This window comes from Micromonospora sp. NPDC049139 (assembly GCF_055586845.1).
This window is the reverse complement of record NZ_JBVJHK010000005.1, coordinates 286,991-309,785: the sequence shown is the minus strand read 5'-3', so window position 1 is coordinate 309,785 and position 22,795 is coordinate 286,991. Positions and strand designations below refer to the sequence as shown.

General features: G+C 73.1%; 16 protein-coding genes. 10 read left to right on the top strand and 6 right to left on the bottom strand.

Translation table 11 applies throughout. The annotated features are described in order from the left end of the window. Window positions 1-191 precede the first annotated feature (191 nt). The 4 genes from ACZ6Q9_RS12640 (at window position 192) to ACZ6Q9_RS12625 (ending at window position 9,544) form a co-directional block, all read left to right on the top strand. Complete coding sequence (locus tag ACZ6Q9_RS12640) at window positions 192-2,984, top strand: immune inhibitor A domain-containing protein (protein WP_393453456.1); 2,793 nt, start codon at window positions 192-194, stop codon at window positions 2,982-2,984. A 381-nt stretch (window positions 2,985-3,365) separates the two neighbouring features. Next, a complete protein-coding gene (locus ACZ6Q9_RS12635; RefSeq protein WP_396828553.1) occupies window positions 3,366-5,672 on the top strand; it encodes an immune inhibitor A domain-containing protein in 2,307 nt (768 codons plus the stop codon). Between the two features lie 322 nt (window positions 5,673-5,994). Then, a complete protein-coding gene (locus tag ACZ6Q9_RS12630; protein ID WP_393453700.1) occupies window positions 5,995-8,391 on the top strand; it encodes an immune inhibitor A domain-containing protein in 2,397 nt (798 codons plus the stop codon). 220 nt (window positions 8,392-8,611) lie between these two features. Next, window positions 8,612-9,544 (top strand): alpha/beta fold hydrolase, encoded by a 933-nt coding sequence (locus ACZ6Q9_RS12625; protein WP_357699030.1) that lies wholly within the window; start codon window positions 8,612-8,614, stop codon window positions 9,542-9,544. 25 nt (window positions 9,545-9,569) lie between these two features. Here the strand turns inward: ACZ6Q9_RS12625 and ACZ6Q9_RS12620 are convergent, their stop codons facing one another. Further along, entirely contained in the window at window positions 9,570-9,935 is a 366-nt protein-coding gene (locus tag ACZ6Q9_RS12620; protein ID WP_393257528.1) for a hypothetical protein, read from the bottom strand. After that, the gene (locus ACZ6Q9_RS12615; RefSeq protein WP_393453462.1) at window positions 9,932-12,844 is read right to left on the bottom strand and encodes an SseB family protein; all 2,913 of its coding nucleotides are present in this window, start codon (window positions 12,842-12,844) and stop codon (window positions 9,932-9,934) included. The genes ACZ6Q9_RS12620 and ACZ6Q9_RS12615 overlap by 4 nt, the downstream gene beginning before the upstream one ends. 152 nt (window positions 12,845-12,996) lie before the next feature. Here ACZ6Q9_RS12615 and mycP point away from each other — a divergent pair, with 152 nt between their 5' ends. After that, a complete protein-coding gene (gene mycP / locus ACZ6Q9_RS12610; protein ID WP_393453465.1) occupies window positions 12,997-14,277 on the top strand; it encodes a type VII secretion-associated serine protease mycosin in 1,281 nt (426 codons plus the stop codon). 107 nt (window positions 14,278-14,384) lie between these two features. Here the strand turns inward: mycP and ACZ6Q9_RS12605 are convergent, their stop codons facing one another. Together ACZ6Q9_RS12605 and ACZ6Q9_RS12600 are read right to left on the bottom strand one after the other, a co-directional pair. Beyond that, entirely contained in the window at window positions 14,385-14,678 is a 294-nt protein-coding gene (locus ACZ6Q9_RS12605; protein WP_350701842.1) for a WXG100 family type VII secretion target, read from the bottom strand. Between the two features lie 27 nt (window positions 14,679-14,705). Further along, window positions 14,706-15,026 carry a WXG100 family type VII secretion target gene (locus ACZ6Q9_RS12600; RefSeq protein ID WP_393257522.1) on the bottom strand — a complete coding sequence of 107 codons (321 nt, stop codon included), beginning with the start codon at window positions 15,024-15,026 and terminating at the stop codon, window positions 14,706-14,708. Window positions 15,027-15,251: 225 nt separating this feature from the next. On the opposite strand from ACZ6Q9_RS12600, the gene eccE reads away from it, so the two are divergent. From eccE to rarD, 4 genes are all read left to right on the top strand, one after another. Continuing rightward, window positions 15,252-17,177 carry a type VII secretion protein EccE gene (gene eccE / locus ACZ6Q9_RS12595; RefSeq protein ID WP_393257520.1) on the top strand — a complete coding sequence of 642 codons (1,926 nt, stop codon included), beginning with the start codon at window positions 15,252-15,254 and terminating at the stop codon, window positions 17,175-17,177. 149 nt (window positions 17,178-17,326) lie between these two features. Continuing rightward, window positions 17,327-17,713, top strand: coding sequence for a phage holin family protein (locus ACZ6Q9_RS12590; RefSeq protein WP_393257518.1), 387 nt, complete (start codon window positions 17,327-17,329; stop codon window positions 17,711-17,713). 70 nt (window positions 17,714-17,783) lie between these two features. Beyond that, a complete protein-coding gene (locus ACZ6Q9_RS12585; RefSeq protein ID WP_393257516.1) occupies window positions 17,784-18,284 on the top strand; it encodes a GNAT family N-acetyltransferase in 501 nt (166 codons plus the stop codon). Then, the gene (rarD, locus tag ACZ6Q9_RS12580) at window positions 18,281-19,213 is read left to right on the top strand and encodes an EamA family transporter RarD (RefSeq protein ID WP_393453471.1); all 933 of its coding nucleotides are present in this window, start codon (window positions 18,281-18,283) and stop codon (window positions 19,211-19,213) included. Before ACZ6Q9_RS12585 ends, rarD begins: the two co-directional genes overlap by 4 nt. Window positions 19,214-19,223: 10 nt before the next feature. Here the strand turns inward: rarD and ACZ6Q9_RS12575 are convergent, their stop codons facing one another. After that, entirely contained in the window at window positions 19,224-19,916 is a 693-nt protein-coding gene (locus ACZ6Q9_RS12575; RefSeq protein WP_396828558.1) for an anti-sigma factor family protein, read from the bottom strand. Continuing rightward, complete coding sequence (locus tag ACZ6Q9_RS12570) at window positions 19,913-20,407, bottom strand: sigma-70 family RNA polymerase sigma factor (protein ID WP_350702681.1); 495 nt, start codon at window positions 20,405-20,407, stop codon at window positions 19,913-19,915. Before ACZ6Q9_RS12570 ends, ACZ6Q9_RS12575 begins: the two co-directional genes overlap by 4 nt. A 250-nt stretch (window positions 20,408-20,657) precedes the next feature. Here ACZ6Q9_RS12570 and ACZ6Q9_RS12565 point away from each other — a divergent pair, with 250 nt between their 5' ends. Further along, window positions 20,658-22,784 (top strand): PhoX family protein, encoded by a 2,127-nt coding sequence (locus ACZ6Q9_RS12565; protein WP_393453477.1) that lies wholly within the window; start codon window positions 20,658-20,660, stop codon window positions 22,782-22,784. The last annotated feature ends 11 nt before the right edge of the window (window positions 22,785-22,795 follow it).

Sequence of the window (22,795 nt, the reverse complement as noted above, 5' to 3'; positions counted from 1 at the left end):
CCGGAGGTGCCCTGTCACATCAGTCGGTCGGGGGAACCGGGAGAAGCTGAACGGACACAGGCGGGTGTGGACCCCTGTCCTTCGCCTGATTTCTGATTTAGGTTCACGCAGGCCGAGTCGGTTCGATGGACGTCACATCGATCAGAAACCGTCCGGCTCCCTCCCTCCCCATGCCCGAGAAATGGAGCGGCATGAACAGAAATCCGCAACCTGGGTCGCGTCGACGCCTACTCGTCGCGCTGCCCGCCATCGCCCTGGCGGCCACGTCACTGACCGTGACTGGCAGCTCGGCGGCGGCAGAGTCCGGCCCCGCCCGAGCCGTCATCGGGGCGGACGAGTACTACATCAACTACTCCGAGCCGGCCGTCCAGCCGGACAGCACCGGCCGCGAGGTCAAGGGCAAGGGTGGTGTCTACGCCCCGGCTGTCGAACAGGCGCGGGCCTACGACCGCAAGTTCGCCCGCGGCAACCCGGTCACGGCGCGGGAACTCGCCAGGACCGAGGCCGAGGCGATCAAGACGGGCAAGAGCCCGCGGCAGATCAAGCAGGCCGAGGGCACCCAGACGGCGAAGCTGCTCACCCTGCTGGTGGAGTTCAACGACCAGGCCAACGACGACTTCACCGACGTCATGGTCCCCAAGACGGTTTTCGAGGACCGGAGCTGTGTCCCCGGCACCGTCCAGAACGGACCCCTGCACAACAACATCCCCAACCCGGCGTCCCTGCCGCGCGAGGACAACAACTCGATGTGGGTGCCGGACTTCTCGCCCACGCACTACGACAAGATGCTCTACACCAAGGAGGGCATCACCGAGCGGGTCCGCCCGGACCTGACCGGGCCGGACGGCAAGCCGGGCATCAACCTGGCCGGCCGGACCATGCACAACATGTACCTGGAGATGTCCAAGGGCGCGTACACGGTTGACGGGCAGGCCAGCCCGTGGATCAAGGTGCCGCACTCCGAGGGCTGGTACGCGGCCTCCCGCTGCTTCCAGGACGAGAACGGCAACTGGGTCGCCGGCCGCGAGCAGGCGATGAACGGGCACCCGGACAACCCGCAGGGCGCGGGCCGGCTGGCCACCGACGCGATCGCCACCCTCGCGCAGATGGACCCGAACTTCCCGTGGGCCGACTACGACATCGAGGACCAGGGCGACCGCGACGGTGACGGCAACGTCTTCGAGCCGGACGGCGTGATCGACCACCTGGTGCTGGTGCACGCCGGCCAGGGCAAGTCCCGCGGCGGCGGCGCCGAGGGCATCTACGCCGTCTGGGCGCACTCGTCGTCGATCGCCGGCGGCTACACCATCCCCGGCACCAACCTGCAGGTGTCGAACTACATCGTGCAGCCGGAGGACGCCGGCGTCGGTGTGTTCGCCCACGAGTTCGGTCACGACCTGGGCCTGCCGGACCTCTACGACACCTCGGGCAACGCCGACTCGGACGTCGACTTCTGGGACCTGATGGCCTCGGGCTCGCACTCGGGTGAGATCTTCCAGGCGCTGCCGACGCACATGGGCCTGTGGGACAAGTGGGTGCTCGGCTGGGCCGACCCGCTGACCCTCGCGCCCGGCGCCGACCCGCGCTCCGTGCAGCTGGGTCAGACCTCGCGGACCCCGGTCGGCACCAAGGACGGCATCAAGATCAACCTGCCGAACAAGGTGATCACCCTGGCCACGCCGCACAGCGGCGAGAAGATGTGGTACACCGGCGCCGACCAGGACTGGGCGGATGTCAAGATCGCCCGCCAGGTGGCCGTGCCCGCGGCGGCCGACGCGAAGTTCTGGATGTGGAACAACTTCGTCATCGAGGCCGACTGGGACTACGGCTTCCTCGAGGTCTCGACCGACGGCGGCGCCACCTGGGCCGAGCAGAAGGTCTACGACTCGACCGGCAAGCTCGTCACCACCAACGACGGCTACGCCGACCCGAACGGCCGGATGGTGGACTTCGGCAACAAGAAGTACGGCCTCACCGGCAGCACCAACGGCTGGCGGCACGACTACGTCGACCTGTCGGCGTTCGCCGGGCAGACCGTGCAGGTCCGGCTCCGCTACGCCACCGACGAGGCGTTCGCGGAGCGCGGCTGGTTCGCCGACGACTTCTCGGTGACCGGCGGCGGCGCCACCACCTGGAGCGACGACGTCGAGAGCGGCACCAACGGCTGGACCGCGACCGGCGGCACCTTCGTCGACACCACCGGCCCGGGCTGGCGCATCGACAGCGGCACCTCGACCCAGGCGCACTACTACCTGGCGGAGTGGCGCAACTTCGACGGCTTCGACAACGGCCTGAAGTACACCTACGACACGGTGTACTCGCACGAGGCGTGGAAGGTCGACAAGGTCTCCTACAACGCCCCGGGCATGCTGGTCTGGTACCGGGACACCGCGCTCGGCGACGTCAACCACGTCACCGGACAGCTGACCTCGCTGCCGAGCTACGGCGCCAAGGGTGGTCTGCTGATCGTCGACTCGCACTTCGACCCGTTCCGCCGCAAGGGTGAGGCGGCCGTCAAGGACCCGTCGGTGCTGGACAACCTGCCCAGCCGGCCGCAGTCCGCCAACGCGGCCTTCTCGCTCAACCCCACGTACCCCTTCCGGGAGTGCCTGGAGGCGGAGGACGAGCCGTACAGCGAGTACTGCACGAACTTCCCCGCGCAGCCGGCGGTGCCGGCCTTCACGGACGCCAAGGGCTGGTACCCGGGCATCGAGATCCGTGACGGCTCGGCGTACGCCCGGGACAGCGACGCCTCGGTCGTCATCCCGTCGAGGGGCAACGCGCCGTACACGACCCGGGTCACCAACCCGGACGGCACGCCGGCGCCGGCGTACTACGGGGCCGTCCTGGGCGGCGGCGCCATCGTGCTGGGCACCGGCAACCCCGGTGACCAGGGCGTGTCCTACGGCGTCACCATCACCATCAAGCACACCGCGAAGGACAACTCGTACGCCACGGTGTACGTCACCCCGGCGACGAACTGACCTCAGGGTCGGCCGACGGGACACACGGCGGGGCCCGTCCGGAGCACACTGCTCCGGGCGGGCCCCGCTCGTCGTGTGGTCCACGATTTACGCCGACCGGCCTCTGTGACGATTTCCGGCCCTCGGGCGCTCCCCGAAGGGGACTTCATAACTCCGGTCACTCAAGGTGATCGTGGCCAAAACGTAACGTGAAACGATGTCGGTTCAACGCGCCATTTGGTCGGCATTTATGCGTATATGCAGGTCGGCGGCCGCGTTCCCACCAGGTATTTGACCCGTGACAAGCGCACGCCCCCTCTGCCAGGGTGAGTGGCGCATCACATGACAGCCGTGGCTTCGGCCGCGCTCGTCATGTAACAGATCCACAAAGGAGGAGGACCTTTGAGGAGACGAGTCACAGCCGGCCTGGCCTCGGCCGCGGCCGCGCTGCTGGCGGCGGGAGTCGTGTCGGCGCCGGCCTCCGGCGCACCGGCCGCGGACCCGGCCCCCGGTTCCGACAAGGCGAAGCACGGCAGGGACAACCTCCCCGATCCGAAGTCGGATCAGCAGCGGGAGCTCCGGAAGAAGGCCATCGCCGACCTGCTCTCCGGCAAGGCCAAGCTTCAGACGCGCAACGGCTCGAAGGTCATCCAGGTCAAGGACGACCTGTTCGTCGAGTACCAGCAGGCGCCGAAGACCGACCCCATCTTCACGATGCTGGTCGAGTTCGGTGACCAGACCGACCCCCGGACCGGTGGGACCGCTGGTCCGCTGCGCAACCAGATCGCCGAGCCCGACCGCAACTGGGACGGCGGCTCGAGCGACGACAACAGCACGCTGTGGCGGCCGGACTTCAACCGGACGCACTACCAGGACATGATGTTCGGTCCGGGTGAGTCGATGCGGGACTTCTACCTGAAGCAGTCCGGCGGGCGCTACACCGTCAACGGCGACGTCACCGACTGGGTGCAGGTTCCGTACAACGAGGCCCGGTACGGCAGCAACGCCATCTCCGAGGCCGACGGGTACTGGAACTTCGTCAAGGACACCGCGACGGCCTGGTACGAGTCCCAGGTCGCGGCCGGCAAGACGCCGGAGCAGATCAAGCAGTACCTGGCCCAGTTCGACATCTGGGACCGGTACGACTTCGACGGCGACGGCGACTTCAACGAGCCCGACGGCTACATCGACCACTTCCAGGCGGTGCACGCGGGCGAGGGCGAGGAGGCCGGCGGCGGCGCCCAGGGCGAGGACGCCATCTGGTCGCACCGCTGGGCGGCGTTCCCGAACCTGGCCGGCAGCGCCGGCCCGGGCGAGAACAAGGCCGGTGGTGTCCAGATCGGCGACACCGGCATGTGGATCCGGGACTACACCACGGAGCCGGAGAACGGCGGTCTGGGCGTGTTCGCCCACGAGTACGGCCACGACCTCGGTCTGCCGGACCTCTACGACACCGCCGGCGGCGACAACGGCGTGGGCTTCTGGAGCCTGATGTCCTCCGGTTCGTGGCTGAGCCACGGCACGGACGACATCGGGTCGACCCCGGGCTACATGGACCCGTGGTCGAAGCTGTTCCTGGGCTGGCTGAACTACTCGGTGGTCGAGGAGAACAGCGGCACCACCCGGGTCACGCTCGGCCCGGCCGGCGACAGCGACGGGCCGAAGGCCCAGGCCGTCGTCGTCAACCTGCCGGCGCAGACCCAGACCACCAGCTACAACACGCCGTTCGGCGGGTCGTACGAGTGGTGGGGCGGCAGCGCGGACGACCTGAACACCACGCTGACCCGCCAGCTCGACCTGACCGGTGCGACGTCCGCGTCGATCACCGCGAAGGCCTGGTACGACATCGAAGAGGACTACGACTACCTCTACGCCGAGGTGTCGACCAACGGTGGCGCCACCTGGACCCCGCTGGGCAACTCGTCGATCGACGCCGGTGAGACCGGGGTCGACGGCTCGACCAGCGGCGCCTGGGTGGACCTGGCCTACGACCTGTCCGCGTACGCCGGGCAGACCGTGCAGTTCCGCTACCGCTACCAGACCGACGGCGGCGTGCACCTCGCCGGCGCGTTCCTGGACAACGTGTCGCTGGTCAAGGGCGGCGCCGTCGCCTGGACCGACGACGCCGAGACGCTGGCCGCCGAGTGGACCGCCAAGGGCTTCACCCGGATGGGCGGCTCGGTGACCGACACGTACCCCCGCTTCTACATCGCGGAGAACCGGTCCTACTTCGGTTACGACGACACCCTGCGGACCGGCGGGTACAACTACGGGTTCAACAACACCCGCCCGAACTGGGTGGAGCGGTTCTCGGTCCAGCCCGGCATGCTGGTCTGGTACGTGAACTACGCGTACGGCGACAACAACACCTCGGAGCACCCGGGCTACGGCCTGAACCTCCCGGTGGACGTCCGGCCGAACAAGATCAACGTCGGTGGTCAGGGCACCATCACCAACCGCCGCAACGGCTTCGACGCCACGTTCAGCCTGTACGCCAAGCCGGCGCAGACCTTCCACCTCAACGGTGTCCCGGTCACGCTCCCGGCGCTCGACCCGAACCCGGTGTTCTTCGACAGCGGGGCGAACAAGTACTGGACGTCCGGCAACCCGTGGAACTCGGTGAAGCTGGCCGGTTCCGGCACCCGGATCGAGATCCTGCAGCAGGGCACCAACCCGACCGACGACATGGTCGTGAAGGTCAGCAACTGACGATCGGGTTACCCGTGGGGCCGGTGGCGGTGACGCCACCGGCCCCACTTTTCGCGTACGTGACCCGGTCCGATCGAGAACGATCTCTTCCGCCCCATCGGGGACCCTATGCCCTGCTCATGACGGTTGATGAACGGCTGGGATGTGACGGTGAAAAGCATTCCCAACAAACTTTGCAACAAATAGACGTGCGCATCTTCCCAGGGGTCACACGAGTGTCTATGTTCACCATTGGTCCCACTAGTGGGATCGATCTCCACCGGCCCGTACCCCCGTTGGGCCGGTTCCCTCACACCGGAGGTACCACGTGCGCAAAGTCGCAGTGGGTCTGCTCGGGCTTTCGCTGACGGCGACGGGACTGGCGGTCGGCACATCCGCCAGCGCCGCGCCGCAGCCGAAGTTGCCGACGGCCGCTCCGTCGGTCACCGAGCCAGCCCATGTCGACCACGACCTGCCGAACCCGCTCGAGGACAAGCGTCGCGCCCTGCGCCAGGAGGGCCTGAGCGACGTCCTCTCCGGCCGGGCCAAGGCGCAGAAGATCAACGGCAGCACGGTCGTCAAGGTCGGCAAGACCCAGGCCGAGGGGGCCACCGCCCGCTCGACCCGGGCCGGCGCCGCCAGCCAGATGGAGGACCAGTACGTCGAGCTCGCCCGCGAGCAGACCGACCGGATCTTCGTCATCCTCGCCGAGTTCGGCAACGAGCGGCACCCGAGCTACCCGGACCAGGACACCGACCCGACCACGGCGGGTCCGACCCGGTTCGACGGGCCGCTGCACAACGAGATCCCCGCCCCCAACCGGGCGGTGGACAACTCCACCGTGTGGCAGGCGGACTACAACGCCGACCACTACCGCAAGCTCTACTTCGGCACCAACCCCGGTGACGAGTCGCTGAAGCAGTACTACGAGGCGCAGTCCTCGGGCCGCTACAGCGTCGACGGCACGGTCACCGACTGGGTGAAGGTTCGGTACAACGAGGCCCGCTACGGCCGCTCCGGCGGCTTCCCGTGCGAGGACAACACCTGCACCAACACGTGGGAACTGGTCCGGGACGCCGCCAACCAGTGGGTCGCCGACCAGAAGGCCGCCGGCCGCACCGACGCCCAGATCGCCGCGGACGTCAAGGCGATGGACCAGTGGGACCGGTACGACCACGACTCGGACGGCAACTTCAACGAGTCGGACGGCTACATCGACCACTTCCAGATCGTCCACTCCGGCGGCGACGAGGCCGACGGCGACCCGTACCAGGGCGAGGACGCCATCTGGAGCCACCGCTGGTACGCCTTCGCGTCCGACCAGGGTTCGACCGGCCCGGTCAACTTCCCGGCCGGCGGCACCCAGATCGGCAACACCGGCATCTGGATCGGTGACTACACCATCCAGCCGGAGAACGGCGGCCGGAGCGTCTTCTACCACGAGTACGGCCACGACCTCGGTCTGCCGGACGACTACAACGTCGTCAACGGTGGGGACAACAACAACGAGCACTGGACCCTGATGGCCCAGAGCCGGCTCGGCGCCAAGGACGACGCCGGCATCGGCGACCGCGGCGGCGACCTGGGCGCGTGGAACAAGCTCCAGCTCGGCTGGCTCGACTACGAGGTGGTCGTCGCGGGGCAGCAGCGCACCCTGAAGCTCGGCCCGCAGGAATACAACACCGACGAGGCCCAGGGCGTCGTGGTGGTGCTCCCGAAGCGGGAGTACAGCTTCGACAACGGCAAGCCGTTCGAGGGCACCAAGCAGTTCTTCTCGGGCAACGAGGACGACCTCAACAGCACGATGACCCGGACCCTGGACTTCACCGGGAAGTCGTCGGCGTCGCTGTCGATGAAGGGCCGCTACGACATCGAGGCCGGGTACGACTACCTGTTCTTCGAGGCGTCGCTCGACGGCGGCCAGACCTGGACGGCGCTGCCGGGCACGGTCAACGGCCAGCCCCTCCCGGAGATCTCGCCCGGACGTCCGGCCCTGGACGGCAGCAGCAACGGCGAGTGGGCCGACATCAATATCCCCATGGACGCGGCGGCGGGCAAGGTCGCGCAGTTCCGGCTGCGCTACCAGACCGACGGCGGTGTCTCCGAGGGCGGCTTCTACGGTGACGCCGTCACCGTGACCGCCGACGGCCAGACCGTCCTCTCCGACGGTGCCGAGTCCGGCGCCGCCGGTTGGACGCTCGCCGGTGGCTTCGAGGTCGCCGAGGAGACCTACACCCGGGAGTTCGACAACTACTACATCGCGGGCACCCGGCAGTACACCTCGTACGACAAGTACCTGAAGACCGGCCCGTACTTCTTCGGCTACGCGAACACCCGCCCGGACTACGTGGACCACTACGCGTACCAGGAGGGTCTGCTGATCTCCTACTGGAACACCCGGTGGGCGGACAACGACACGTTCGAGCACCCGGGTGAGGGGCGCAACCTGATCATCGACGCGCACCCGCGGCCGATCTACAACCTGACCGGGCAGCCCTGGCGGGCCCGCGTCCAGGTCTACGACGCGCCGTTCAGCCTGAAGAAGGCCGACTCGTTCACGCTGCACCTCAACAGCCAGCCGCAGTACATCCGTGGCCAGGCCGCGCAGCCGCTGTTCGACGACACCAAGCAGTACTGGTACCCGGAGCTGCCGAACCACGGCGTCAAGCTCCCGGCCACCGGCACCAAGATCAAGGTCCTGGAGAAGGACGGCCTCTACACCAAGATCCGCATCTCCTGATCGCCTGATCACGCACCACCCGCACCACGCGATGCCCGGGCAGGCCACCTGCCCGGGCATCGCCCGTTCCGCAGGCAGCGAGGTGCGATCGGCGGGGGAACCCGCGTGGCGCGTCCGACCGGTCGTGCGGTCCGCCACCCGCGCGATCGCCAGCGACCCCGGCCACCCGGCCGGGGTCGGCGGCGGAGCCGGCCGGCACCGGGGTCCTAGGCTGTGTGCCATGACCGAGCAGCGTGGCGGGCCCGTCGACGAGTCCTGCGTCCTCAGCGAGGGGCCGTGGACGCACCGGTTCGTCGGCGCGAACGGCAGCCGGTTCCACGTCGTCGAGTCGGGCACCGGCCCGATGGTGCTCTTCCTGCACGGCTTCCCCGAGCACTGGTGGGCCTGGCACGAGATGCTGCCGGCGGTCGCCGACGCCGGGTTCCGCGCCGTCGCGGTCGACCTGCGCGGCTACGGCGCCAGCGACAAGCCGCCCCGGGGGTACGACGGCTACACGCTGGCCGCCGACATCGCCGGGCTGATCCGGGCCCTCGGCGAGCGCTCCGCGACCGTGGTGGGCACCGGCATCGGCGGCATGATCGGGTGGACCGTGGCGTCGTTCCACCCGGCGCTGGTCCGCCGGCTGGTGGTGCTCGGCGCCCCGCACCCGCTGCGGCTCCGGGCGGCCATCTTCGCCGACCCGCGCGGGCAGTTCGCCGCCTCCACGCCCACCCTGAAGTTCCAGCTGCCCCGCTACGAACACGTGCTCACCCGGGACGGCGCGGCGGCGGTGGAGGAGATGCTGCGCCGCTGGGGCGGGCCGCGCTGGGTCCACGGGCCGGACTTCGAGGCGTACGCCCGGCGGTGCCGGGAGGCGATGCGGATCCCGCAGGCGGCGTTCTGCGCCCTGGAGGGCTACCGCTGGGCTTTCCGCTCGGTGCTCCGCCTGCACGGCTACCGCTTCGTCCGGCTGATGCAGAAGCCGCTGGTCACCCCGACGCTCCAACTCCACGGCGCGCTCGACCAGGCGTCCCTGCCGCGCACCGCCCAGGGCTCCGGCCGGTACGTGGTGGCGCCCTACGAGTGGCGGCTCCTGGACGGCGTGGGGCACTTCCCGCACATGGAGGCCCGCGAGGTGGTGCTCGGCGAGATCCTGCGCTGGGCGAAGTCCTGACTCCGACCCGCTGCCCGCGCGGGCCTCAGACCCGCTGCTCGCGCAGGTCGGCGACCTCGGCGGCGGGCGCCCAGCCCTGGTAGACGCCGAAGTCGAAGACCTCCAGCCCCATCGCCCGGGCGACGGGCCAGCGCCCGCCGGTGTACTCCACCCGCAGCCAGCCGTCGTGCTCGCCGAGGACGATGAACGGCTGCCCCTGCCAGGTGCAGGTCGTCCGCACGTACGCCAGGTCGTCGACCTCGGTGGCCGGGACCACCCGCACGTACCGGCCGGGGCGTACCTCCTCGAAGCCCTCGCCCGACTCGGGCTGGTAGAGCCGGACGTCGTCGCCGTCCGGGCTCGCCTGGTACTCCCGGCCGCGCCAGCGGGCCACGTAGCCGTCCCGGGTCACTGCGCACCGACCTGTCGCCACAGCAGCGCGTCGGTGTCGAGGATGGCGACCACCCGCTCCGTGCCGTCCGCGCCGATCCGCCAGAGCTGCGCGCCGTGCGGCAGCCGGGCGCTGTCCACCTTGAACTCCGCCACCACGTCGCTGCTCTCGCCCGGGGCGAAGCCGTTACCCCGGAACGGCGGGCGCTCGATGACCCAGCCCTCCATGGCCCGCATGGCGGCCTCGCTCTGCCCGCCGTACGGGATCCGGTAGAGGCTGGGTCGGTGCGCCGGCCAGCGCAGCACGTAGATCTCCTCGGCGTCCCGCGCGAACGGCGAGTCGGGGTGACCGAGGCCGAGCGCGTCGTGCAGCTGCGCCGGGGTGTTCAGGTGGGCCAGTTCGTTGGCCCGGTGCACGAAACCGGAGACCCGGTCGTAGCCCCGCTCCAGGTAGTACGCGAGCTGGCTGGGGGCGACCGCCTTCTGCATCACGATCGGCCGGGCCGGGTCAGGTGCCGCATAGCGGGGGCGGCTGGCCGGCTCCTCGACGGGGGCCGCCGCCTCGCCCTCGGTCCCGGCGTCGTCGCCGAGCCCCACCTCCGCCGCCCAGTTGGCCAGCGCGAGGATCTGCTCACCGGGCAGCTTCGCCCCGACCGGGCTACCCGGGTTGACCGCGAACGACCAGGAGGCGTCCGGCCACCGCCGGATCAGCTGGACGAACTTGACCTCGATGGTCTCGGCCGCCGCGTCGGCGTACTCCGCGAGCCGCTCCGGTGAGGTGTGCACCACCACGAACGTGTCGCCGTCCAGCTCCTCCGTACGCCAGACGAAGCCGGGCTCACCGGGCCGGCTGCCCGGCGCGGAGTCGGCGGCCACCGGCAGCAGCACACGGGCCAGCAGCAGCGTGGACAGGAACGTGTCGGTGCTGCCGCTCCCGGCGGCGTCGAGCAGGTTCTCCTCGACCTCGTTGGCCGGCTGGAAGTCGACCGGCACGGGCTCGAAGCGGGCCGGCGCGTGGTCCTCCGCCCCGGCCACCACCGATCCGCCCGCCGGGGCATCGCCCCACCCGGACCCCGCCGGCACGGCGCCCTCCCCGACCGCCTCGCCGGGCGTCGGCGCGGCCGTACCCGCGACGCCGCCGGTAGCGGGCGGGGCGGGACGCCGCGACGCGGCAGCCGGCTCGGGCGCGGTGTCGGGCGGCTCGGGCGCGGTGTCGAACAGGCCGGGCGCGGCGGCGACCGGCCGGGACGGGGTGTCGAACAGGCCGGGCGCGGTCTCCACCGGTGCGGCTGCGGTCTCCACCGAACCGGGTGCGTCGACCCCGCCGGGTCCGGTGGCAACGCCGGGTCCGGTGGCAACGCCGGGTCCGGTGGCAACTCCGGGTCCGGTGGCAACGGGGTCGGCGGGGCCGACCGCACCGGCTGCCGTGACGGTCGGGCCGGTCGGTGCCGTGACGGTCGGGCCGGCGGATGCCGGGCCGGCGGGGGCGGTCGGGGCGGGCCGGTCGGACCGCCGCACCGGCTCGAACAGCGAGACGGGCTCCGCAGGGGCAGCGTCGGGCGACCCGGTGAGGTCCCGCGACTCGATGATCGTGCCCTCGATGACGATCGGCGTGAACCCGCGCCGGGGCGCGGGCGGCCCGGAGACCAGCTCCGCGGCCGAGGCCGGCTCCTGCTCCGCGCCGGGCTCCGGCGTGGGCCGGGGGCGCGGCAGGGCCTGCGTCACGTCACCGTCGGGGTCCGGCCGGCGGGCGGCGAACGCCAGTGTGGGGTCGGGGGCGGAAACGCGAAGGTCGCGGGTGACGTCCTCGGCGGACGGGTCCGCCCGGCGCGGCGGCAGCACCTGGGTGCTCTCCCCGTCCGGCACCGCGAAGGCCCGGGTCGGCTCGCCGTCGGCCGGGGCGATCGGGATTGGGCGGGTCGGGCCCTCCGGCACCGGCTCGGCGAGCGGTCGACGCCGGGGGAACGGCTGGCCGCCGCGTGCGAGGCGGGACGGCGGTACGGCCCGTTCGCCGGAGCGCAGCGCCTCCTGCCGCTGAGCGGACGCGCGGCCGGACGCCGGCTCGAAGAAGGACCGGTGGTTGGGCCGCTCCGGAGCCTCGCCGGCGGGACGACCGTTCGTCGGCGAGGACGGCGCGGGGGGCGGGACCGGCCGGCCCTCCGCGCGATCGCCGAGCGGCACGAACCGGGACGGCGCCGGCCGGTCGACAGCCGCCACGGCGTCGCCGGCCGTCGGGTCACCCTGCTGCGGGCCCGGCCGGTTCGACGGGTACCCGGGCGGGACGGCGGCGCGGGGCGGCTCCGGCGGCCCGGGTCGGGCGGGCGCCGGCACCCGGCCGGCCGTCGACGCCGCCGGGTGCTCGGGCCGGGCCGCCGGGGCGCCGTTGGCCGGGGCGGCACCGGCCAGGGCGGTCCGCCCCGGGTCACCGGTGGTCGGCCGGGTCTCCGGCCCGTCGGCCGTGTCGCGACCGGTGGTTTGGGCCCGCACCCGGGCGACGGTCTCCGCCCGTTCCAGGCGGGCCCGCGCACCGAGGGTGCGGCCGGGCAGCCGGACGTCGCCGCGGGAGAGCTGGGAGACGAACCAGGCCGGCAGGTAGCCCTCGACGGGCAGGCCGGGGTTCACCGCCAGCCACCACTCGTGGTTGGGCCAGCCGGCAGCCAGGTCGGCGTACGAGGTGCGGCGGCCGGAGCCCGCGTTCTCCCCGAGGCAGGCCCGCATGGCCGCGGCGGAGGTGAACGCCAGCACGTGGGTGCGACCGCCGGTCGTCCAGGTGCCCCAGCCCAGCGGCGCCTTCCCGGCGAGCGCCTCGGCCGAGACCGGCAGCAGCAGCTCGGTCTGGGCCAGGACGCGGAAGTAGAGCTGCTGGTCGTTGGCGCGCAACGCGTCCCGCATCGCCGCTTCGGCGTCGGTGGCCGGCTCCCAGTCGGTCACGGCCACCCCTCCTCCCGCGAACAGGCCATAGGCATCGCGTACAACCTACAAGGTAGAAACAAGATCACAATGGCTGGCCGGCGGCGGTCCGCGCCGTCGCGCCGGAGGCGCTAACATCCCGTCCCGGAGTCGACACGATACGGAGGCGGTCGATGTCCCGGTCCCCCGCGCGCCCGCTCCTGGCAGCCCTGACGACGGCGCTGCTGGCCGCCGTCCCGGCCGCCCCGGCGGCCGCCGCCCGGCCGGCCCGGGCCGCCACGGAACCGGTCACCGTCGGCCGTTCCGGGCCCGCCGCGCTCACCGCGCGGGCGGCCCCCGGCTGCCCGTCCCCGCTCGCCCCGGTCCGGCCGGTGTCCGCGCCGCCCTGGCCCCACCAGCGGTACGCCCCGGAGCGGCTCGCGCCGTTGGCCACCGGGGCCGGGGTGACGGTGGCGGTCGTCGACTCCGGGGTGGACCGCCGCCACCCGCAGCTGGCCGGGCGGGTCCTCGACGGCACCGACCTGCTCGACCCGGGCGGCGACGGCGGCCGGGACTGCGCCGGTCACGGCACCGGCGTGGCGAGCATCATCGCCGCCAGCCCCCGCGACGGGGTGGCGTTCCACGGGCTGGCCCCGGGCGCCCGGATCCTGCCGGTACGGGTCAGCGAGCAGCAGGTCGTCGAGGGGCGGGAGTCGGGGCGCACGGTCAGCGCCGAGGACTTCGCCCGGGCCATCCGCTGGGCGGTCGACCACGACGCCGACGTGCTCAACCTCTCCGTCGTGCTGTACGCGGACAACCCGGCGGTGCGGGCCGCGGTCGGCTACGCGGTCGAGCGGGACGTGGTCGTGGTGGCCGCCGCCGGAAACCTGCACGACAGCGGCGACCCCCGGCCCTACCCGGCCGCGTACGACGGGGTGCTCGGGGTGGGCGCGATCGGGGCGGACGGGGCCCGCTCCCCGTTCTCCCAGACCGGCCCGTACGTCGACCTGGTCGCCCCGGGCAGCGACGTGCTGATGGCCGCCCCCGGCCAGGGGCACCACCGGGCCGAGGGGACCAGCTACGCGGCGCCCTTCGTGGCGGCCACGGCCGCGCTGCTGCGGCAGTACCGGCCGGAGCTGAGCGCGGCGCAGGTGGCGCAGCGGATCGTGGCGAGCGCCGATCCGGCGCCGGGTGGCGGCGGGGGCGGCGGGTACGGCGCGGGGGTGCTGAATCCGTACCGGGCGGTCACCGAGACCGGCGGCGGGGCGCCGGAACGGCCGCGCCCGGCCACCGCGCTCGCCGACGACCGCGACGATCCGGCGCTGGTGGCGCAGCAGGCCCGCCGGGCGACGGCCCGGGACCGGGCGCTGCTGGTGGCCGGGATCAGCGGAGCGGCGGTCGCGGTGGCGGCGCTGCTGGCGCTGGTCGTGCCGCGCGGCGCCCGCCGCCGCTGGCAGCCCGCCGGCCCGGCCTGACGGCGGGCTGCCGCGGAGCCAGCCCTCCGCCCGGTCGCCCAGCCACGAGCTGGAACGACGGTGGTGGCGTCGACCGGGTCAGGGTCGGCGCCACCACCGGGCGCGGCTCACTGGAACAGGCCGACGTTCTTCTTCTCCGTGTCGAGGTAGTCGGCCGCGGAGTCGTCGACCGCGAGCTTGATGTCGCGCAGCATGGCCTGCAGGTCCTGCGAGGCGGAGCGCCAACGGCCCTGCCGCTGCTCGTACGCCTGCCGGGCCTCGCCGGACCAGCTCGCCACGAGCGGGGCGGCGTCGCGTTCGAGCTGCCCGAGTTGCGAGTCGAGCGTGTTCAGCGCTCGTTGGATGTCCGCGCTGGCCTGCTGCAACGCGGCGAAGTTGACGACCAGCACACCGTGGTCCATCGGATGTCTCCTCCCCCGAAGTCCGGGTCAGAGCGGCAGCTGGATGCCGCCGCGGTTGGTGGTGGACACGCGGCTGGCGGCCTCGCTGTCCGAGACGTCGTACTGCTGACCGGCCGTGCGGATGGCGCCCGCGGTCTCCCGCAGCGCCCGCTGCAGCGTCGCCTGGTCCTGCGCCCACTGCTGTTTGACCTGCTCGAACGAGCGCCCGCCGGCGCCGCGCCAGGCCTGCTGCAACACCTCCAGCTGGGCCATCAGGCTGCTCAGCATGGAGTGCAGGGACTGGTCCACCTGCTCGAACTTCGCGGCAGTCTGCTGCATCACCGCTGCTTCTGCCTGGGTCTGGGACACCCCGGACGTCACCTCGTCTCATCGGTCGTGGCTGGCCGTCGGCGCGCCCGCTCACTCGGGCGCCCCGCTCGCGCCGCCCGGGCGTCGAGCGCGGCGGGCGCGGGGTCAGCGGAACTCGTCGCTGACGGTAGCCGCCCCCTCGCGGTTCTGCTACCCCATCGCCATCCCCTGTGGACAACCGCGCTCCCCGCTCCCTCGGGCCGGCCCTTACGATGGGCGGCATCGATGTCGCGGCGAGTGACCGGTCGAGGAGGCACGGTGACGGTGACCACCAGCACGGGCCCGGCCCGGCCGGCCGCGCAGCCGGCCACCGCCGTCCCCGAGCCGGTCCCACCCACGCCGGCCGGTCCCGCGCCGGGCGCGTCGGGGCCCCGCGCCGTCCTGCCGCCACAGTGGATTCCGGCCGCCCGTCGGCGGACCATCGGCGTCCGGGCCGGTCAGGTCGTCGCCGCGCAGGTCGCGGTGGCCGCCCTGGTCGCGGCCGCCGGCCGGGGCGTGCTCGCGGCGCTGGCCGCCGTGGCGCTGGCCGCGACGCTGCTGCCCCTGGCGTGGGTGCGGCTGCGGGGGCGCTGGCTCTTCGAGTGGCTCGCCACCGGCCTGGGCTATGCGACCCGCCGCCGCGCCCTGCCGCCGGCCGCGGGCCCGGCGGCCCTGCTGGACCTGGTCGACCCGGGTGCGGTGGTCCGCCCCGTGGAGCTGGCCGGCACGCCGGCCGCCGTGCTCGACGACGCCGCCGGCATGGTGGCCCTGGTGGAGGTCGGCGACCCGGCCGACCTGCTCGGCGACGGTCCCCGCGCGCTGCCGCTCCCGGCGTCCCTGCTGTCGGCGGCCGCGCCGGACGGGCCGCCGGTCCGGCTCCAGCTCCTGCTGACAGGCGCGCCCGCGCCGACGGTCGGGGCGGGCCGCGGCACGGTCGCCACGTCCTACCGGCAGCTCACCGACGGGCGGCTCGCCGGCCTGGAACAGGCCGTCCTCGCCGTGCGGGTGCTCCGCGCCGAGGGCTGGACCGGCGAGGAGCTGCGGCAGGCGCTCTCCGGCACCGTACGCCGGATCGTGCGCCGGCTCGGGGCGGTCACCGCCCGCCCGCTGGGCGAGCACGCGACGCTGCGCGTGCTGGCGGAGTCGGCCCACCACGACGACCATCCGGCCCGGGAGTCCTGGCAGGCGGTGCGGGCGGGCGACCTGCTCCAGACCACGTTCCGGCTGCGCCGCTGGCCCGACGCGCGCACCGATGCCGGCCGGCGGCTGGTGCCCCGGCTGCTCGCGCTGCCCGCGACGGCGACCACGGTGTCGCTCTGCGCCGGGCCGCAGGCCGGCGCCGACCCCGCGTCGGCGCCGACCGAGGTGGCCGTACGGCTGGCCGCCGCCACCCCGGCGGAGCTCTCGGTCGCGGCCCAGGCGCTGCGCCGGCTGGTGACCGAGGCGGGCGGCGAGGCGCACCGGCTCGACGGCGCGCAGCTCGACGGGCTGGCCACCACGCTGCCGCTCGCGGCGGCGGGGGCGCCGGGGCCGGGGCCGGCCCCCGACGCGTTGGAGCTGACCGTCGGCGAGGCGGGGCTGATGGTCGGCACGAACCGGCACGGCGGCGCGGTGACCGTCCGGCTGTTCCGGCCCGAGAGCACCCGGGTGATGCTCGTCGGCGGGATAGGCGCGGCACAGCTCGTCGCGCTGCGGGCCATGGCGCTCGGCGCCCGGGTGGTGGTGCAGACGGCGCGCCCCCGCAGCTGGGAGCCGTTCGTGCGGGGCGTCGGCACGCCGGGCGCGATGATCCCGCTGGTTCCGCCGGGCCGCCCGGTGGGCGGCGGACCGGGCTCACCGCTGTGCCCGCTGCTGGTGGTCGTCGACGCCGGCCCAACTCCGGCAGACCCGGAACCGGGCCCCGCGTGGCGGGCCACGCTCCTGGTCCGCGACGAGCTGACCCCGGCCGACGCCGACGCGCTGGGCCGGGCCGACCTGGCCGTGCTGCAACCCCTCGACCCGGCCGAGGCAGCCCTGGCCGGCGCCGCGTTGGGCCTCGGCGGGTCGGCGGAGTGGCTGACCCGGATCCGGGACGACATGGTCGCGGTGGTCAACCGGCGCGCGCTGCGCTGGGCGCTGCTCTCGCCCACCCCGATCGAGTCACAGCTCATCGGCCGCCCCTCCCGCCGCTGACCGGCGCGCCACTCGCCACTGGCCGGCATCCCTTCCGCCGCTGACCGGCGCACCGCTCGCCTGGCGGCCGGCCGCGGATCCGGCTTCCCGAGGCGGTCCGGCGATCTCGCGGGTTCCGCACGTGGCGCGTCCGTGGCACGATCCCCGCCATGGGATTCCTCAAGGGGCTGCTGATCCGGCTGGCCAGCACGGCACTGGCCTTCTGGCTGGCCACGCTGCTCATCCCGGGCATCACGCTGGAAACGGAGTCCGCCACCGACGCGGTCACCACGCTCGTCCTCGTCGCGGCGATCTTCGGCGTGGTCAACGCGGTGCTCCAGCCGGTCATCAAGACCGTCGGCTGCGGCTTCTACCTGCTGACCCTCGGGCTGATCGCGCTGGTGGTCAACGGGCTGCTGTTCCTGCTGACGAGCTGGATCGCCGACCAGGCCGGGTTGCCCTTCCACGTCGACAGCTTCTGGCCGGAGGCCGTGCTCGGCGCGCTCTTCGTCGGGATCGTCACCTGGATCCTCGGCGCCGTCCTCGATCGGGACTGAGCCGCACCGCCGACCAGATGCCGGGAACTGGCTGCTCAGCGGCCCGGGTCGCCGGGTTAGTGTCACCAGGGTGACCACCTTGACCCGCCACGACGGCTACCTGCTCAGCACCGACCCGGACCGGATCGACCTGGACCGCGTGCACCACTGGCTCTCCACCGACGCGTACTGGGCGATCGGTCGGGACCGGGAGACGGTGGCGCGGGCGTTCGCCGGGTCGGTGGTGTTCGGCGTCTACCGCCCCGGCGACGGGCGGCAGGTGGCGGTCGCCCGGGCGGTCACCGACGGGGCCACCTTCGCCTGGCTCTGCGACGTCTACGTCGACCCGGGTGAGCGCGGCCGGGGGCTGGGCACCTGGCTGGCCGGCGCGGTCCGCGACCACCTCGCCGGCCTGGGCGTACGCCGGATCCTGCTGGCCACCTTCGACGCCCACGAGGTGTACGCGAAGGTGGGCTTCGCAACGATCACCGATCCGCACCGCTGGATGCAGCTCGACCAGCGGGATCAGCCGGTGAGCCCGGTCACCGGCAAGGATCCCGGGGGCCGTCCGCCCCTTACTGTGGAGGCGTGACGCCACTCCGCCTCGGCTACCTCTACGGCTTCGGCGCGTACCTCCTCTGGGGATTCTTCCCGCTCTACTTCAAGCTGCTGCGTCCGGCCGGGCCGCTGGAGATCCTGGCCCACCGCGTCGTCTGGTCGGTGGCGTTCGTCGCCCTGCTGCTTGGCGCGATGCGCAACGTCGGGTTCCTGCGGGCGCTGGTGCGCCGGCCCCGCGCGCTGGCCGGCATCGGCGCGGCCGCCGCGCTGATCGCGGTGAACTGGGGCGCCTACATCTACGGCGTCAGCTCCGAGCGGGTGGTGGAGACCGCCCTCGGCTACTTCATCAACCCGCTGGTGGTGGTGCTGCTGGGCGTCACCGTGCTGCGCGAACGGCTGCGCCCCGCGCAGTGGGCGGCGCTCGGCATCGGCGGGCTGGCCGTGGCGGTGCTGACCGTCGACTACGGCCGGCTGCCCTACCTGGCGCTGGTCCTGGCGCTCAGCTTCGCCGGCTACGGCCTGGTCAAGAAGCGGCTCGGGCTGCCCGCCGCGGAGGGGCTCTTCGTCGAGTCGGCGGTGCTGGCGCTGCCCGCGCTGGCGTACCTGGGCTGGCTCACCGCCAGCGGCGACGCCACCTTCGGGCACGTCTCGGTCGGGCACACCGCGCTGCTGGTGTCGGCCGGCGCGGCGACCGCGATCCCGCTGCTGCTCTTCGCCGGGGCGGCGAACCGGCTCCCGTTCACCGGTCTCGGCATGCTCCAGTACCTCGCCCCGATCCTCCAGCTCGGCTGCGGGGTGCTGATCTTCCACGAGCCGATGCCGCCGGCCCGGCTGGCCGGCTTCGCCCTGGTGTGGGCTGCGCTGGTCGTCTTCACCGTCGACGCCCTGCGCCAATCCCGCCGCACCCGCGCCGCGACCCGCGCCGCGACCCGCACCGCCCCCGCCCCGGCCACGATCCCCTGACCCTCGCGGGTCAGCGGACGTCGTAGGCGAGGACGGGGGTGCCGTCGGCGCGGAGCAGCTCCAGACGGACCAGTTCGGCGTCGGTGAAGCGGGTTGCGCCGGTGATCCGCAGGTCGTCGCCGGGGCCGGCGAGCCAGGATCCGACCTGCTCCGTCGCGCCGTCCGGGCCGTGCGCCACCAGCCGGAAGGTGTACGCCTTGACGTAGCCCGTCCTGGCGACGTACCCGCAGCGCATCCGCACCTCGGTGCCCCAGCCGGTGCTGGTCAGGGCGACCTCGGCGTACACCGGCACGGTGCCGGCCACCGGCTCCATGGTGACCATCCGCACGTCGGCGGGCGGCGGGGTGGCCGCCTCGCGGGGCAGCACCACGGCGGTGCCGACGCCGACGACCAGGGTCAGTGCGGCGGCGGCGAGAGCGGTGAGGGCGTACCGGCGGCGGGCGGCCGACCGCTCGCGGCGCCGGCGCTCGCGCGCGGCGGTGAGCAGCTCGGGCACCCGCGGGTTCTCCGGCGACGGCGGGAGCTGCTCCAGCCCGGCCGGATCGAGCCGGCCCAGCAGGCCGGGCAGGACGGCGATCTCGGCGACCGCCTGGCGGCACGCGGCACACCCGGCGAGGTGCCGCTCGTAGGCCGCCCGTTCGGCGGGGGCCAACGCACCCAGCACGTACGCGCCGTCGTCGTGCGCGAAGTCGCACCGGGTCATGCGGTCACCCCCATCTCGGCCAGGACCAACCGTAGTGAGCGCAGGGCGTAGTGGGTCCGGGACTTCACGGTGCCCGGCGGCACGCCCAGCCGGGAGGCCGCCTCGGCCACCGACCGCCCCTGGTAGAAGCACTCCACCAGCACCTCCCGGTGGGTGGGGCTGAGCCGGTTCAGCGCCTCGGCGACGGTCCACGCCTCCACCGCGCGTTCCGCCTCGTCCACCGTCTCCGGGGGCTCGGGCAGCTCGTCGGTGAAGACCTCGCCGACCCGGGTGGAGCGGCGCCGCCAGGCGTCGATGGCCAGGTTGCGGGCGGTGGTGAAGAGCCAGGCCCGGACCGAGCCGCGCTCCGGGTCGAGGGACTCCGGGTGCCGCCAGGCCCGCAGCAGCGTCTCCTGCACCAGGTCCTCGGCCCGCTGCCGGTCGCCGTTGACGAGGCGCAGGGCGTGCGCGTAGAGCGCCTCCGCGTGCTCGTCGTGCAGCGCGCGGAGCAGTTGGGCGTCGTGGTCGCTGATGGCGGTCTCCTCGCTCTCGGCGCGAGTCCGACAGTGGCGTTCGCACGGGAACACGCGCCGTCACCCGGATCGGTTCAGCCGCAGGTCATCGTGGCAGTCCCGGCGGAGGTGTTCACGCCCGGTTCACGCCGCCGCCGACGCCCGCTCACCGGGTCCTCCTACCGTCCGGCGGGTACGCACGCCAGCGGCTGTCCGGCGTGCACCGACCCCCCTCCAGGAGGCTCCTTCCATGAGCGACCGTCCCCGGCTGCTCCCGTTGCTGGGCGCCACCCGCCACGGCAGCCGCGACGCCATGACCTGTCTGTACCGGTGCGGCAACGCCTGCGACCATCCGGTGCCGAACACCTCCGACAACGCGTACTTCGGCGACGTGGTGGGCGCGGAGGTCTCCCGGCGCGGCGTGGTCCGGGCCGGCGCGGTCGGCGCGCTGGTCCTCGGCTTCGGCGGCGCGGCGGCCGGCGCGCTGGCCGGCGCCGCCCCCGCCGCGGCGGCCCCCGCCACCCCCGTGGTGCCCGAGGCCGCCGGCTTCGGCCGCCCCTCTGGCGGCGTCGGCAGCGGCGCGCTGACCTTCAAGCCGGTCCCGCCGAACACCCTGGACACCTTCGTCGTCCCCAACGGGTACGACCACGCGGTCGTCATCCGCTGGGGCGACCCGGTCGTCCCGGGCGCGCCCGAGTTCGACCTGCACGGCCAGACCGCCGCCGCGCAGGCCAAGCAGTTCGGCTACAACAACGACTTCGTCGGGGTGCTGCCGCTGGACGGGCGCGGGCAGCGGGCGCTGCTCGTGGTCAACCACGAATACACCAACGAGGACCTGATGTTCCCCGGCTTCACCGGGCAGGACGCGCTGACCGTAGAGCAGCTCCGGGTCGCGATGGCCGCGCACGGCATGTCCGTGGTGGAGCTGGAGCGGGTCGGGGGCACCGGGCAGTGGCGGCCGGTCACCAAGGGCCGCCGGCCGTACAACCGGCGGATCACGGCGCTGGCCACGAAGTTCGAGCTGACCGGGCCGGCCGCCGGTTCGGCCCCCCTGAGGACCGCCGCCGACCCGAAGGGCCGCACGGTCGTCGGCACCCTCAACAACTGCGCCGGCGGGGTGACCCCGTGGGGCACGGTGCTCTCCGGCGAGGAGAACTTCAACCAGTACTTCGTCGGCGGCGACGGCGCGCCGGAGGCGGACAAGCCGAAGCTGGCCCGCTACGGCATCACCACCACCGCCCGTTACCCGAGCGGCAGCCGCAAGTGGGAGCGCGCCGACGAGCGGTTCGACCTGGCCAAGCACCCGAACGAGGCCAACCGGCACGGCTGGATCGTGGAGATCGACCCGTTCGACCCGGAGAGCCGCCCGCGTAAGCACACCGCGCTGGGCCGGTTCAAGCACGAGGGCGCGAACGTCATCGTCGCCGCCAGCGGGCACGTGGTCGCGTACATGGGTGACGACGAGCGGTTCGACTACCTCTACAAGTTCGTCTCCGACAAGAAGTTCATGAAGGGCAACTCCTGGGTCGCCCGCAGGCACAACCTGACCCTGCTGGAGTCCGGCACCCTCTACGTCGCCCAGCTGGAGCAGACCAGCGCTGGCGAGATCGACGGTTCCGGCAAGCTCCCCGCCGACGGCGCGTTCAACGGCCGGGGTCGCTGGATCAAGCTGGTCAGCGGCAACCGCTCGTACGTCGACGGGATGACCGCCGCCGACGTGCTGACCTTCACCCGGCTCGCCGGCGACAAGGTCGGGGCGACCAAGATGGACCGCCCGGAGGACGTCGAGCCGAGCCTGCTCACCGGCAAGGTGTACGTGGCGCTGACCAACAACACCGACCGGGGCAAGGCCGGCAAGCCGGCCGCCGACGAGGCCAACCCGCGCAACCTGAACAAGCACGGTCAGGTGCTGGAGCTGGTCGAGGACCGTGGCGACAACTCCGCCGAGACGTTCGCCTGGTCGCTGCCGATCGTCTGCGGTGACCCGGCCGACCCGTCGACGTACTTCGGCGGGTACGACAAGGCGGCGGTCTCCCCGATCTCCTGCCCGGACAACGTGGCGTTCGACGCCACCGGGAACCTCTGGATCTCCACCGACGGCAACGCGCTGGGCAGCAACGACGGCCTCTTCGCGACCGCCGTCGAGGGACCGGAGCGGGGGCACCTGAAGCAGTTCCTGACCGTGCCGGTGGGCGCGGAGGCCTGCGGCCCGTTCATCACTGGGGACAACCGCTCGGTCTTCGTGGCCGTGCAGCACCCGGGCGAGATCAGCGGCGCGTCGGTGGAGAAGCCGGCCTCGAACTGGCCGGACGGCGACTACGCCAAGCCCGGCGTGGTGGTGACCTGGCGTCTCGACGGCGGGCCGGTCGGCAGCTGACTCCTCCTCGG

Excerpts from the sequence above, each read along its gene's own strand:
- ACZ6Q9_RS12640 (WP_393453456.1), top strand. The coding sequence starts at position 192 with ATGAACAGAAATCCGCAACCTGGGTCGCGTCGACGCCTACTCGTCGCG.
- ACZ6Q9_RS12625 (WP_357699030.1), top strand. The coding sequence starts at position 8,612 with ATGACCGAGCAGCGTGGCGGGCCCGTCGACGAGTCCTGCGTCCTCAGC.
- mycP (WP_393453465.1), top strand. The coding sequence starts at position 12,997 with ATGTCCCGGTCCCCCGCGCGCCCGCTCCTGGCAGCCCTGACGACGGCG.
- ACZ6Q9_RS12605 (WP_350701842.1), bottom strand. The coding sequence starts at position 14,678 with ATGGACCACGGTGTGCTGGTCGTCAACTTCGCCGCGTTGCAGCAGGCC.
- eccE (WP_393257520.1), top strand. The coding sequence starts at position 15,252 with ATGTCGCGGCGAGTGACCGGTCGAGGAGGCACGGTGACGGTGACCACC.
- ACZ6Q9_RS12590 (WP_393257518.1), top strand. The coding sequence starts at position 17,327 with ATGGGATTCCTCAAGGGGCTGCTGATCCGGCTGGCCAGCACGGCACTG.
- ACZ6Q9_RS12575 (WP_396828558.1), bottom strand. The coding sequence starts at position 19,916 with ATGACCCGGTGCGACTTCGCGCACGACGACGGCGCGTACGTGCTGGGT.
- ACZ6Q9_RS12565 (WP_393453477.1), top strand. The coding sequence starts at position 20,658 with ATGAGCGACCGTCCCCGGCTGCTCCCGTTGCTGGGCGCCACCCGCCAC.